The 13,684-nt window shown below is 65.4% G+C and carries 12 protein-coding genes; 8 read left to right on the top strand and 4 right to left on the bottom strand.

Translation table 11 applies throughout. From position 1 onward, the window contains the following. Position 1: 1 nt before the first annotated feature. Positions 2-505, bottom strand: a complete 504-nt coding sequence (locus HWX14_RS19565; protein WP_175884062.1) for a molybdopterin-dependent oxidoreductase — start codon at positions 503-505, stop codon at positions 2-4. A gap of 69 nt (positions 506-574) precedes the next feature. Then, on the bottom strand, positions 575-1,450 hold the full coding sequence (locus HWX14_RS19560) for a helix-turn-helix domain-containing protein (RefSeq protein ID WP_175884061.1): 876 nt from the start codon (positions 1,448-1,450) through the stop codon (positions 575-577). A gap of 363 nt (positions 1,451-1,813) precedes the next feature. Between HWX14_RS19560 and HWX14_RS19555 the strand changes: the two genes are divergently transcribed. The 3 genes from HWX14_RS19555 to HWX14_RS19545 all read left to right on the top strand — a co-directional run bounded on the left by HWX14_RS19555 (position 1,814) and on the right by HWX14_RS19545 (position 4,470). After that, entirely contained in the window at positions 1,814-2,401 is a 588-nt protein-coding gene (locus tag HWX14_RS19555; RefSeq protein WP_175884060.1) for an SEL1-like repeat protein, read from the top strand. 121 nt (positions 2,402-2,522) lie between these two features. Then, a complete protein-coding gene (locus HWX14_RS19550) occupies positions 2,523-3,317 on the top strand; it encodes a hypothetical protein (protein WP_175884059.1) in 795 nt (264 codons plus the stop codon). Positions 3,318-3,447: 130 nt separating this feature from the next. Next, positions 3,448-4,470 (top strand): hypothetical protein, encoded by a 1,023-nt coding sequence (locus tag HWX14_RS19545; RefSeq protein WP_175884058.1) that lies wholly within the window; start codon positions 3,448-3,450, stop codon positions 4,468-4,470. Here the strand turns inward: HWX14_RS19545 and HWX14_RS19540 are convergent. Further along, positions 4,457-4,654, bottom strand: coding sequence for a hypothetical protein (locus HWX14_RS19540; protein ID WP_175884057.1), 198 nt, complete (start codon positions 4,652-4,654; stop codon positions 4,457-4,459). The two genes, HWX14_RS19545 and HWX14_RS19540, sit on opposite strands and share 14 nt — an antisense overlap. A gap of 207 nt (positions 4,655-4,861) precedes the next feature. On the opposite strand from HWX14_RS19540, the gene HWX14_RS19535 reads away from it, so the two are divergent. The 4 genes from HWX14_RS19535 to HWX14_RS19520 all read left to right on the top strand — a co-directional run bounded on the left by HWX14_RS19535 (position 4,862) and on the right by HWX14_RS19520 (position 12,253). Beyond that, the gene (locus tag HWX14_RS19535) at positions 4,862-7,921 is read left to right on the top strand and encodes an ATP-binding protein (RefSeq protein ID WP_175884056.1); all 3,060 of its coding nucleotides are present in this window, start codon (positions 4,862-4,864) and stop codon (positions 7,919-7,921) included. A gap of 120 nt (positions 7,922-8,041) precedes the next feature. Continuing rightward, positions 8,042-8,230, top strand: coding sequence for a hypothetical protein (locus tag HWX14_RS19530; protein ID WP_175884055.1), 189 nt, complete (start codon positions 8,042-8,044; stop codon positions 8,228-8,230). Positions 8,231-8,551: 321 nt separating this feature from the next. Beyond that, the gene (locus HWX14_RS19525) at positions 8,552-9,211 is read left to right on the top strand and encodes a response regulator (protein ID WP_175884054.1); all 660 of its coding nucleotides are present in this window, start codon (positions 8,552-8,554) and stop codon (positions 9,209-9,211) included. A gap of 45 nt (positions 9,212-9,256) precedes the next feature. Next, positions 9,257-12,253, top strand: a complete 2,997-nt coding sequence (locus tag HWX14_RS19520) for a hybrid sensor histidine kinase/response regulator (protein ID WP_175884053.1) — start codon at positions 9,257-9,259, stop codon at positions 12,251-12,253. Positions 12,254-12,615: 362 nt separating this feature from the next. On the opposite strand, the gene HWX14_RS19515 is transcribed toward HWX14_RS19520, so the two are convergent. Beyond that, positions 12,616-12,915 carry a hypothetical protein gene (locus HWX14_RS19515; RefSeq protein ID WP_175884052.1) on the bottom strand — a complete coding sequence of 100 codons (300 nt, stop codon included), beginning with the start codon at positions 12,913-12,915 and terminating at the stop codon, positions 12,616-12,618. A 106-nt stretch (positions 12,916-13,021) separates the two neighbouring features. On the opposite strand from HWX14_RS19515, the gene HWX14_RS19510 reads away from it, so the two are divergent. Next, positions 13,022-13,555 carry a CS1 type fimbrial major subunit gene (locus HWX14_RS19510; RefSeq protein ID WP_175884051.1) on the top strand — a complete coding sequence of 178 codons (534 nt, stop codon included), beginning with the start codon at positions 13,022-13,024 and terminating at the stop codon, positions 13,553-13,555. Positions 13,556-13,684: the final 129 nt, after the last annotated feature.

The raw sequence follows: 13,684 nt of genomic DNA, 5'->3' as shown, positions 1-13,684 counted from the left end.
GTCACTTCACGGTCAGACCGATGATCTGCCACGCGAACTTGGCTTCGCCGAGCGGCGTCTTCAGCTCGTCGGGATACTGGTCGCGCGGATACATGATCCACAGCGGGCCGTAGTTGTCGTTGCCGAGCACCTTGCCGTTCATCGTCCGCGCGAGGATCACGCCGTACTTGTCGGCATCGGACACGGGAATCGTGAACGTGTATTCGTCGATGCAGCGGAATTCGATCTGCGTGCCGTGCGCGCCGACCGTCTTCAGCACGTCGGACAGGCGCGGGCCGGTGAAGCTCGCCTTCGGCGTCCAGCTCGTCGACGTGACGATCGTATGTTGCGGCAGCGCCATCAGCGCCTGTTCGGAAAAGACGTAGGTCATCTTCCCCTGCTGGTTGCTCTTGCTGATCTTGCCGTCGACGGTGAACGTGAACGACGACGCGGCCCAGGTCGCGGCGGCCATCCCGAGCAGGCAGGCCGTCAGCAGGCTTTTGGTCCAGATGGTTGAAACGCGCATGTCTTTCCCTCGGTCTGGTGGTTCGTGTGGCGGGTTGTGGTTCCGGTCTTCGTTCCCGGCTCCCGGTTCTCAGTTCGTCGCCGTCGCCGCCGCCGGCAGCGTGAGTTTCAGTTCGCGGGCGACTTCCGCGAACAGGATCGGCAGGCGCACCGGCTTTTCTTCGCAGCGCGCGTTGTAGTGCGACACGATGTGCGCGATCTCGTCCTCGCTCGCTTCGCCGGTCGAGATCTTGCCGGTCAGCAGGAAGATCGGCGCGCCGCTGTTCTCGCTCGAGCGGATGCCGCGCACGAGTTCGGCGGCCGTCTGGTCGCCGAGCATCCAGTCGAGGATGTAGCCGTCGAAATCCTCGACTTCCAGCGCCTTGCGGAAGCTCGCGCCGTCGAAGTACGCAATCGCGTTCACGCCTTTCTCGATGAAATATTCACAGACCGTTTCGGCGACGTCGTGCGAATCGTCGACCACGGCGATCCGCGCCGCATACACGTTCGGCTGCGCGGAGCGCAGCTCGATCACGTCGACCGGATACGTGCGGCCCTCGCGCGCATGTTGACGTTCGGTGATGATCCATTCGCCCTGCCACTGCATCGCGACGAAATCCGTTTCGATCTGGCTGGTGGCCTTCGTCGAGATCGCCGCGCGGCAGCGAAAGCGCTTCGATTCGATCGCGAGCGTCGCGTCGATCATCTCGGCCGCGGCCGGCTGGGTGCCCTTGTCGTCGAGCAGGATCGCGGGCGGCACGCCGAAGTGCGTCGCGATGTCCTGCAACTGCGACAGGTTCCACGGGATCAGGCCTTTCATCTTGCGCGTGACGACCGAGAAGCTCAGGCCGAGCACGTTCGCGATCGTCGTGTTGTGACTTCGCGGCGGAATGCCGTTCCGGTTCAGGAGGTCGCGCACCTTGTTGGCGGTGATGAGATCGACGTTGGCCTGCTCGGTGGTGGACATCTCGATGGGGTCTCCAGGGGTTTTGGCGAGGAAGAGCATATCAAAGCTGACGCGTCACGCAAACTTCAAACGCGCGAAGGCCCTTGACATGCCATTTTTCTCCATTATTATTGCTCACCACGTCACTATTGTTTGTTGCGTCATGTTTTGAGGTCGATTCCGGCACAGTCGGATCAGCGAAGAGCGGCAGCAATGACGTAGTGACGGAACGATTCGAAGAGAGAACCTGAGAGAGCCTTGGGCGCGTGTCGGCGTTGGCGGATGGAATTGTATCCGCTGCGCCGCGCGCAACCGGGTACGAGCTCGCGGGGGTGGGATGGCTCGAAGCATTGCGGCGCCAATAAAAACTTGAGGAAAGTACCCATGTATCGCCGTTTACTCGCACCGGGGCTGCTGTTGCTGTTGGCCGCGTGCGCGCAGGATCCGTCGGTTACCGCCGGCACGGTACGGATCTGCGACGACACAGGTTGTTCCGATCGCCCTAAAGATCAGGTCTCCTATCAAAAAAGGGACGATGCGGAAGACCGGGACGATCCGCGCATCGCCGCGCTCAAGCAAACCGCGAAGGCCCAGCCGAAGGCCGCCTACGACCTCGGCCTGCGTTATTTCCGCGGCGACGGCGTGCGCCAGGACAGCTACCAGGCGCTCAAGTGGATGCGCGAAGCCGCCGAGCGCGGTGACCTGAACGCGCAGAAGGCGCTCGGCAGCTTCTACTTGTTCGGCCTCGAGGAAATGGGCTCGGATGCGCGCGAAGCGGAGAAGTGGCTGTCGATCGCGGCGGGCCGCGGCGACAAGGAATCGAAAAAGCTGCTCGATCTCGCGCGCAAGGCGAAGAAGGAAGACGAAGAAGACTGGAAATGGCGCACGCAGTGGCGTGACACCTATTACGGCTACTGGTACTCGGGCTATCCGTACTACGGCGTCTGGCAGCAGACGTACTGGTACTACTGACCGGGCATCGAGCAACGGGGGCGGCCGCGGGGAGACCACCATCGCGCGCCACGCCGGGGGGCTTATCGAAGTTCGCACGGACACATAAGCCGAACAACGACTCTAATCGATCGACAACGACATGAAGACCAACCTTTCCCAACGTCTCACTCGAGGTGCGCTGGTGGCAGCGCTTGGCGCGTCCGTCGCGGGCTGCGGCGGCGTGGTGACGCCCGGCGGCCAGAACGCGGGCGTGACGGGCGCGGCGGCCGGCGGCGCGAGCGCCGGCGCCGATTCGCAACTGCAGCGCTGCACGTCGCCGCTCGGCACGATCGCCGTCGACGACGGCCGNACCAAGGTGACGAGCATCGATCCGCTGCTGCGGCTGGCGGTGCAGCAGTCGAACTGCTTCGTGATCACGTCGATCGGCAACCAGAAGAGCGACGCGCGCCTGTCGCGCATCACGCAACTGCAGCGCAACTCGGGCGAATACCGCGCGGGCTCGAAGCAGCAGAAGGGCCAGCGTGTCGCGGCCGACTACTACATGGAGCCGCAGATCGTGATCAACGATTCGCCGATCGGCGGGATCGGCAGCATGATCGGCGGGCTGATCGGCAACAGCGCGGTGGCGGCGGTGGCGGGGCACCTGCAGACGAAGGCGTCGGTGGTGACGCTGACGCTGTTCGACGTGCGCTCGGCGGTGCAGATCGCGGCGTCGGAAGGCAGCTCGACGGCGACCAACTACGGCGCGGCGCTGGGCGGCTTCGGCGGCGGCGTGGGCGGCGCGCTGGCTGGCTTCTCGTCGACGCCGGAAGGCAAGGCGACGGTCGTCGCGTTCATCGATGCGTACAACAAGATGGTCGTCGCGCTGCGCAGCTACAAGGCGCAGGACGTGAAGGGCGGGCTGGGCCGCGGTGGCCAGCTCCAGGTCAACTGACGTCGCCGGGCCGGCGGGAGCCCGCCGGCCGAATCCTGATCTCTGATTCCTGATTCGTGATGGCCGGTGCGTGCGGTGCGATTCGCGCGTACTGGCTTCGTTCGTCCTGTTCATTCAGAAGGTGATCCCGATGAAAGCCGTTGCACTGATCGCATTGACCTGCCTCGCGCTGACCGCCTGCGGCGGCGGCGACGATAATTCCTCGCCCGCGGCGTCCGGCGGATCGGGCACGAGCAACAACGGCGGCAGCGGCGGGACGGGCGGCACGGCTTCGGGCGGAACGGGTTCCGGCGGCAACGGCGGTTCGGGCGGCAACGGCGGCAGCACGCTGACCTGGCGCTACGAGGCGCAGCCCGTCGCCGCCGATCGCGCGAGCTTCCTGACGCTGGTCAACAACGAAGGCGCGAAGGGCTACCGCTATCTGGGCGACTACTTCTACAGCGCGGGCAACGGCGGCACGCAGTCGATCTTCGTGAACGACGGCACCGCGCAGACCTACACGTATCAGCTGCAGACCGCGCCGGCCGACATGACGTCCTTCGTCAACGCGGCCAACGCGCAAGGGGCGAGCGGCTACCGCTACGAAGGGCCGCTCACGTACGGCGATCTCTATCGCAAGGATGGCGGTTCGTCCGCCACCTACACGTACACGACGACGGGCCTCCCGGCCGACGCGAATGCGTTCCTCACGCAGGCGAACGGCCAGGGGCAGTCGGGCTACTGGTTCCTCGGCCCGATGGCGGTGGGTGCCGCGCAGGCGAACGTATACATGAAGAACAACGCGTCGAACGCGACCTATACGTACGACGCGCTGGCGCCGACGTCGACCGTCAGCGACTTCATCGCGCAGGCGAACAGCGAAGGAGCGAAGGGCTATCGCGCGAAGGGCGGGATGGCATTCGGCACGGCGATCTCGTGGATCTACGTGAAGGACCAGACGCAATCGCCGACCTTCTCGTACCAGTCGGCCGCGATCCAGTCGACCGGCGCGAGCTTCGTCCAGCAAGCCAATACGTTCGGTGGGCAGGGCAGTGCTTATCTGAGCGACATCGCGCTCGGCACCGCGTCGCCGGTGATGGCGTCGTTCTATTTCACGCCGAAGAACTGCACGGGCTTCCTGTGCACGACGTTGAATCCGCTCACGCAGAACTGAGCGGGCGTTTCCGGCGCGGCGGCGCGAGATGCGCATCCGTTGCCGGATGCACGGTATCGCGTGCCTTGGGCGCGCTGCGTCCACCGTGGATGCACGTTTTACCGCCGGCTTGCCGGCGGTATTTCATTGGCGCGGCCGCCCCGCGAATCGGCGACGCGACCTGTCCGAGCGGATCAGTCTTCATGACACGATTTCGCGATGAACTTTCGTTCAAGTTCAAAATCGTCGATGAATCAAATAGGACATGTACTAAAAAGATAATGCACGACTGATTTTCGCAGTGTCGTTTGGCATGATCGGGACATCGCCATCCCGAATGTATCCATCGTGACGCCCGGCCCGGCAGGGATTCTGCCGCGCGCCCGCCCTCCGGGCGCCGTCACGTCGAGCCATGCCATACAGCACACTTCAGTCCATTCGCCGCTACCAGAGCATCTCGATGTTCGGGGGCGGCATCGTCGTCACGATCCTGATCCTGATCGCCTGCGGGCTCGGGATCACGTCGATCGTTTACGGCTATCTGGACGGCGAGCGGCGCAATTTCCTGAACGGTGTCGAGGAGACCGTCGACGAGGTGCAGGTGGCCGAGACGTCGTTTCGCAACGGCGTCGCGAATACGCAACTGATCTGGCGCGAACTCGGCGCGGCGCCGGCGGACGTCACGAAGGCGTTCTTCGATAACGGCCAGCAGCTTGCGATCACCCCGTTTCCATCGCTCGTGGTCGGCGTGCCGGGCCAGACCGCGCAACGCGACGAGGTCGCGCGTTACCTTGCGCTGTCGTTCCTGCTGTCGCGCATCTGCGCGGCGAGTTCGATCAATCGCGGGCGTACGCTCGAGGGCTACCACTACAGCACGCGAACCGGCGTGTTCGGGCTGGTGCCGCACCTGTCGCGCGACAACCCCGCGCTCGCGTCGGCCGACGCACGCGCGCAGGTGTTCGATGCGTTGCACATCGATTTCGACGGCCCGCCGGCGCCGGAGGACGGCCGTCCGTCCGTTCACTGGCTGCCGCCCTACGTCAATCCGATCACGGGCCAGGCGCGTATCCGGCTGGCCGCCGAGGCGCGTGCCGGCGGCCAGCCGTTCGCGGTGCTGGTGACCGAATACGCGCCCGAATACCTGCTGTCATGGGTGTCCGAGCGCGCGTCGGCCGGCGTGTTCTTCATCACGTCCGCGGACAACCGGCTCATTGCGATCGATCCCGGTGTCGAGCGCACGAACGCGCTGACCGAACGCCTGTTGAGCCTCGACGTCGCGCATGGGGGCCAGGCGTCCGACGAGCCGCGCTTTCGCGATGGCGCGATCGTGTTCAGCAGCAGGCTCGCGGCAACCGGCTGGACGATCGCCTATGTGCTGTCGTGGGCCGACGTGGCAGCCGGCGTCGGCATGCAGGCCGGTGCGCTGGCCGCGGCGACGCTCGTCGCGATCGTCGTGATGTGGCTGCTGCTCGTGCGCTTTCACCGGCGCGTGCTCGTGCCGGTCTACGCGCGCTCGGCGCGCGTGTTCGACAGCGAGGCGCTGTGCCGCAGCGTGATCGCGATGGCGCCGGTCGGCATCGGTCTCGTATCGCTGTCCGATCGGCGCGTGATGCTCGCGAGCGACGCGCTGACGCAGATGTTGCTGCCGCACGGTGGCGATCTTCACGCGCTGTCCGCGCAGGTGCTCGACAAGTACGACGCGTTCGTCGCGGACGGCGGCGCCGGCCGGACGATGACGACCGAACTGGTGCTCGATGCACACGGCGATGCGCCGCTGCATCTGGAGGTCATTGCGCACAGCGCGCGTTACGAAGGCGAGGACGTGCTGATCGCGGCGTTCGCCGACACGAGCGCGCAGCGCCGCCTCGTGCACCAGCTCGAGGAAGCGGTGCGCGCGGCCGATTCGGCGAATGCGGCCAAGTCGTCGTTCCTTGCCGCGACGAGCCACGAGATCCGCACGCCGCTGAACGTGATCCTCGGCAATCTCGAACTGCTCGAACGCACGGCGCTCGACGCGTCGCAGCAGAGCCGCGTGCAGACGTTGCGCGCGTCGGCCGAGGGGCTGCTCGCGATCGTCAGCGACATCCTCGATTTCTCGAAGATCGAAGCCGGTGCGATGTCGGTCGAGTCGATCGAGTTCGACGTGATCGCGGTGATCGAGCGCGAACTCGCGGCATTCGCGCCGGTCGCGAAGGCGAAAGGGCTGCCGCTGTTCGCCGATATCGACGCGAGCGGCGCACAGCGCATGCGCGGCGACCCGACGCGGCTCGCCCAGGTGGTCGGCAACCTGTTGAGCAACGCGATCAAGTTCACGAGCGAAGGGCGCATCGTCGCGCGCGTGGCGGTGGGGCGAAGCCCGCGCGGTGCGCCCGAGCTCGCGATCGGCATCGACCGTGTGCAACAGGCGAGGCTGTTCAAGCCGTTTTCGCAGGTCGACGCGTCGATCACGCGGCGGTACGGCGGCACGGGGCTCGGGCTCGCGCTGTGCGATCGGCTGGTTGCCGCGATGGACGGGACGATCGCGGTCGACAGCGCGCCGGGTATCGGCAGCCGGTTTACCGTGCGCCTGCCGCTGCGTATGGAGATTGCGCGGAAAGCCGCGGTCGGCGCGCGCGCGCGCGCCGGCCAGACGTTGATCGTCGTGTCACCGGACGATGCGTGGCGCGTATTCGCGTTTCCGCATCTGCGTGCATGGGGTTTCGACGTCGCGATGCATCCGAGCGCGATCGGGATTACCGCCGGGTGCCTCGCGCGTGCTCACGCGATCGTGCTCTTCGGCGATTCCGACCAATGGCGGCGCGAGGAGCTCGACAGCCTCGGCGGCGGTACGCCGGTCGTGCTGGCCACGCCGGACGGCCCGCTGCAGCCGAATGTCGCCGGCCGCACGATCCGCGTGTCCAGCTATTCGCTGAACGGGCTGCGCACGGCGATCGAGCAGGCGCGGGTCGCCACGGCCGAATCGACGCGCGGGCCGGATCGCGCTGTCCATGCCGGCCTGCCGGCGCTGCCGGCAACCAGCACGCGTGTGCCACGCGTGCTGGTTGCCGACGATGCGTCCGTGAACGGGTCGATCTTCCGCGAGCAGCTGGACGTACTCGGTTGTACGGTTCGATGCGTGTCGTCCGGCGGCGCGGCGCTCGATCTGCTCGCGACCCGTGGGTGGGACATGTTGCTGCTGGGCGCGGACCTGCCCGACATGTCGGCCCGCCAGTTGGCGGAAGCCGTCCACGCGCGCGCGCTGCCGTGCGACATGATCGTCGTGGCCTCGCATCTGGCGCCCGACGACGCCCGGCGTTATGCGGCATCGAACGTCGAATGCGTATTGACCAAACCCGTGACGCTTGCCGATCTGCGCCGCGCCTTGGTCCGCATTGCGCGGCGACGCGGGATCGACTTGCCGGCCGGGGCGGCGGACGAGCGGCCGGCATCGATCGCAAGGTCGGCGGTGGCGGCGCACGGGCCGGGACGATAAGAAAAACGCGGCGCGGCGGCGGCGCAGACCGCCCGGCGTCAAACGGGGAAGGCAGACACGCCGCATCGCTGGGTGCCGCGTGATTTCGACTGAAGAAGGAAGGGTAAGGCCGTGCGCTATATGGGAAAGGTGTTCGGGCTGCTGCTTGGATTCGCGACGTTGCCGGAGAAATCCAGACGGGATTTTCTGACGAAGCTGAACGAATTCATCATGATGTCGCCGTCGCAGAAGCGGCGGGCGATCGGTGAATGGCAGCATGCCGCGGATGACGGTTCGGGTGAACCGGACAAGTCCGCGATCAAACGTTAGGGAGGCTTCGGCCACCCTACGGGACGGGATGGATCGACGGCGTGGGGGCGCCGTCGATCGGGTGTGTGCGGGCGGCAGTCCGTGGGCCGCCGAGGGCTCATGCCGCCACGCGGTGTCCGGCGTGGCGGGCCGTGGCGGCTATCAGCGACCACGCCCGCCCTTACCGCCGCGACCCGGAACCCGGCTATTATCTTAAAATTACGCTGCGCACCGCCCGATTCGCTGAACGCCGTAACTCAACCGTGTTGCGCGATCGATTCGAATCCCGGCGCGTCGCTCAACATGGCACGTCGGGCCGCGTGTATCGGGAGAAGAATAAAGATGGATGAATTTTTTGTGCGGGTGATAGTGGCGGACGATCATCCTTCGTCCGCGCTCGGGATGTCGCAGGCGCTCGCGGGCAGCAGCACGATCAAGCTGCTCGGCACCGTCTCGAATTCGACCGACCTGATGGCGATGCTCGACGAGCAGCAGAGCGACGTGCTCGTCGTCGATTACGTGATGCCCGGCGGCAAGTACGGCGACGGCCTGTCGCTGCTGTCGTTCCTCCAACGCCGCTATCCGGTGCTGCGCCTCGTGACGATCACGATGATCGACAACCCGAGCGTGCTGCTCGCGATTCAGAAGCAGGGCGTCGCGTGCATCCTGAGCAAGTCCGATGCGATTTCGCATCTGGTCGGCGCGGTGCATGCGGCCTTCGTCGGGGCGAATTATCTGTCGCCGTTCGTCAAGAAGCTGCTGGAGGACTGCCAGCCGTCGGCCGGCACGCGCTTGCTGACGGCCCGCGAGATCGAGGTCGTGCGCCTTTACGGGGCCGGCCTGACGGTCGGCGAGATCGCCGTCCAGCTTCACCGCAGCAAGCAGACGATCAGTTCGCAGAAGTCGAGCGCGATGAAGAAGCTCGGGATCATCCGCGATGCCGATCTGATTCGCTATGCGAGCGAGGGGCAGTTGCCCGATTTGCCGGAAACCGGTGCGTAGACGCGCAACCGGTACGCGCGCCGGCACACGACTTCAAGAACAGGCATGCCCACCAAACTGAAAACGCTGATCGCGCATGCCGCGGCCGCGGGCCGCCGGCCATTCGAGCCGGGGCGCGTCCGGCGCCAGCAGCAATGGCTGCTGTACGGCGGCGGCGTCGCGATCACGGCGTTCATTCTCGTCTGCACGGCGCTCGTCGCGCGGCTCGAGTTGCTCGACTATTTCGCGAACGCATCGGGGGCGTTCCTGCGGCGCGAGGCGCTGCTGTCTACCGAGCTGCAGTCGACGAACCTGGTGTTGGGCCGCTACGCGAAAGACGCGGCGAGTCTCTGGAAGTCCGGCAGGCAGGCGTCGCCGGAGATGTTGAAGGAACTGGCCGCCGGCCGTGGCCGGGTCGTCTGGCGCCGGGCCGGGCGCGCAGAGTTCGTCGGCCTCGCCGATGTCACGCCTGACCGCCCGGCGAGCGCGATGTCGCGCTATCTCGGCGCGATCGAGCCACAACTCGACATGGCGACCCGAGCAACCGCAATCGAGCCGGGATTCAATTTTTACATGATCAGTCCCGACGGCGCTTTTCTTGCCGTGGGCGGCGTCGAGGCCGCCAAACGGGCGCTTGCATTGCCGGACGGATTCCAGATGAAGGCGCTGGCGCGGCAGTTGATGCCGTCCGACGCAAACGTCGCAGATATCGCAAGCAATGACGCGATCCTGATCGAAAGGCGTTTTGATCCACTGCTCGGGCAATCCGTCATGCGATTCGTCCGTCCGCTGGCCGACGCCGACGGGCGACTGTTCGCGTGGAGCATCATCGTCGTCCGGCCTCAGATCGATCGCATCCTCGCATCGCGGTCGAGCGACGAAGCGCATGCGCTGATCGATACGCACGCGCATGTGCTGGCCGGCACGCAGGGCAGCGAAGCAATGATCGCGCAGGCGCTCGGCCACGCGCGCGATCCGCGCGGCGAGCACATGATCGTGCGTCGCGTCGGTACCCGTTTCGTCATGAGCGACCACCTGCCAGATACCGGCCTCGTGCTGATGACGACCTTCTCCTGGCGCAGCATCGTGGCCGCTATCGCCATGCAGGCGAGCCTGACGGCCGGCACGGCGCTGTTCGCGATTGCACTGCTCTGGATCGCGATCGTCACGTTCGACCGGCGCGCGCTGCGCCCCGCCAACCGCCGCGCGATCCGGCTGATCGAGAGCGAGGCGCTGAACCGGACGCTGATCCGCACGGCGCCGGCCGGGCTCATGCTGCTGTCGCTGGCCAACGGCGACACGATGGTTCGCAACGAGGCCGCGCAGGTGTATGGCGGCGCGGGAGCGGAGCCGTCGCTCGGCAAGCGGATCTGGCAGGCCTACCGCGACCGCGCCGCGGACGGCCGCGCGCCGCGCGTCGTGACGCACGAACTGTCGGTCGAACTCGCCGGCGGCGGCACGACCTATCTCGCCGCGCATATCGTCCGAACCCGCTATCGCGGCGTCGACGTGCTGCTTTGCACGCTCACCGACATCACCGCACGCAAGCAGATGGAGCACAAGCTTCGCGAGGCGCGCGAGGCCGCGGACGATGCGAACAAGGCCAAGTCGACGTTTCTCGCGACGATGAGCCACGAAATCCGCACGCCGCTGAACGCGATCGTCGGCAACCTGGAGCTGATGGCGCGCGCGCAATTACCGGCCGGCGAGCAACGCCGGTTGCAGACGGTCATGGCGTCGTCCGATGCGTTGCTGCGCATGATCAACGACGTGCTCGACCTGTCGAAGGCCGAGTCCAACCAGATGGCGCTCGAAGCCATTCCGTTCGACCTGCGCGCGATGCTGCGCGACGTCGCGGCGATCTTCCACCCGCTCGCCGACGCGAAGCAGCTCGTGCTCGAATGCCGGACCGCGCCGGGGCTAGCCAGCGGCTACGTCGGCGATCCGACCCGCCTGCGCCAGATCGTGTCGAACCTCGTCAGCAACGCGATCAAGTTCACGGAGCGCGGCGGCGTGACGATCGACGCGCGCCCGGCCACTGGCCCCGGCAGCCCGCACGGCGTCGAGATCGCAGTGCGCGACACCGGGGTCGGCATTCCCCCCGAAGCGCTGCCGACGCTGTTCGACGTGTATGTGCAGACCGATCCGTCGATCTACCGGCGCTTCGGCGGCACCGGGCTGGGGCTGCCGCTCTGCGGACGTCTTGCGCGCTTGATGGGCGGCGCGCTGATCGTCGACAGCCGGCCGGGCGCGGGCACGACGTTCGTCGTGGCGCTGCCGCTTGCGGACGCACCGTCCGGCTGGCGCGCCGCGTTCGACGACGTGCCGGCCACGGCGCCCGCGCTGCCGATGCACGCGAACGACGGCGCGCCGCTGCGTGTGCTCGTCGCGGAAGATCATCCGGCGAGCCGCGCGTTGCTGCGCGATCAACTCGATGCGCTGCATTGCGACGCGACGCTGGTGTCGAACGGCATCGAAGCGATGCGCGCGTACTTCGCACAGCCGTTCGATGTGGTGCTGACCGATCTCGGCATGCCGGAACTCGACGGTTTCGCGCTCGCGAATTTCCTGCGCGAGCAGGGCGCGAAGGTGCCGGTGATCGCGATGACCGCGCACGCGACCGACGAGGACCGGCGGCGCTGCGCGGACGTCGGCGCGGTGGAGGTGGTGCTCAAGCCGCTGTCGATCGCCGCGCTCGACGCGGTGTTGCGGCGGCACGGCATGCGCGGCGCGGCGAATCAACCGGAGCGGAGCGATCCCGAAGGCGAGCGGCCGGCGGCCATGACGGACGAGATGCGCGAGAAACTGACGAGTGCGACGCTGCACTCGCTGGCCGTGATCGACAACGCGCTCGCGTCCGACGACGTCGAGGCGGTCAGGATCCAACTGCACTCGATGCGCGGCGGTTTCGCGCTGGCGGGCGACGTGGAGGCGCGGGACGCGTGCGCGGCGATGGAGGGCATCGTGAACGCCGGCGAGCGCGACTCGATTGATGCAAGCTGGCCTGGCTGTCGCGAGCGCATCGAACGAGCGCTGGAGCGGCTCGCGCACCGCGACGCCTGACGGTCGTTTGCGCTGATACGGCGCACCGTCGAATGACATGGCAGGGGCGAGGGCTTCGGCCGTTATCTGCGCCGGGTTACGGGCCTCGCGTCCCGCGACGCATCGGTACTATCACGATGATATCGATCGTTCGGCGTTGAAGCGCCCGCGCCGTCGCGGGTATCTCGCACGGGCTGTCTGCCGCGGCTTTACTAGTACGAAACGCGTGCCTCATATTTTCAGATAAGTACTAAGTGAATGTGATTTGTCTGATATGACCGGTTTGGTGGTAAAGAAGAATATAAATGTTGCGACGCTGAATAACGCACGGATCTGAGAAATAACAAAAGACGACGGAGATTTGTGCAGAATTTGTCCGTATTTTAGATTTTTAAAAACGGCGGAGTTTGCGTTTTATCAAAGACATGGGCGCGCGTCCGTTGTACGGCTTTCCAGCCACCGGGCCAACCGCCTTCCGCCGAGAACGAGCTTGGCGTGTGTCGCCACGCTCCATCAGCCGATTGGCCAATTGCGTTGCTGATCGTTTTCGGCACTGGCTGACGCATGGCGTCAACTAAATGAAAAATTAATTGCCGGGATCTAAAAAATTTAAGTGGAAAATCGAAATTCGTACATTTACGATGGGTTTTCATCCTGCATTTAGATGTTGTCCTGTCGATCATCTAGAGTGGTCCTGAGAGAATTCTGTCCGTGGAATTTGACTTCCACGAATCAATGTCACTTTTCATTGACATCGGTTGATGGATTTTTCATTTAAGGGATAACTCGATGAATCTCAGCAAACTCGTTCTGGCACTCGGCGCAAGCGCGGCACTGTTCGGCATGGCAGCAAACACGGCTCATGCCGACTCGGTGTCGAAGAAGGTCACGCTGACCGCCCAGATCAACGACGGCATCTTCGTGTCGAAGCCGGACGGTTCGACGTGGTATAGCACGGAAGAACTGCAGGCAACCGACTACACGCAAACGAAGTTCGAGAAGACGCTGCCGGTTCGCGTCTGGACGAAGGGCGCCGATTTCAACATCTCGCTGGCCCAGCCGCTGCAAATGACGAGCGGCACCTACCAGATGAAGAACGCGAAGGTCATGCTGTCCAGCGCGGCAGGTGATAAGGAAGTCAAGTTCGGCGCTGTCCAGAAGATCACGCAGACCGCAACGGGCAACAGCGGCTTCGACGAAGTTCACAACCTGAAGATCAACGTCGATGCACCGACCATGGCGGCAGGTGGTGCAAGCACGAACGGCAGCTACAGCGGCGACCTCGTGATGCTGTTCGAGCCGGTCGCAGCAGCAGGCGTGTAACGCTTCAACCGCCCCTCCGAGGAGGCGCCGTCATGGGCGGGGCCTCCTTCTCCATACCGTGCAAGAAGACGACACGTGTCCATCAGTCCATCTCCTCCATAGAAGAATATAGCGTGTTTGCCGATCAAG

This window comes from Burkholderia sp. BCC0044 (genome assembly GCF_902832955.1).
Lineage (GTDB): Bacteria > Pseudomonadota > Gammaproteobacteria > Burkholderiales > Burkholderiaceae > Burkholderia.
Note: the sequence above shows the minus strand (reverse complement) of the source record. Positions and strands in the feature narration are given on the sequence as shown.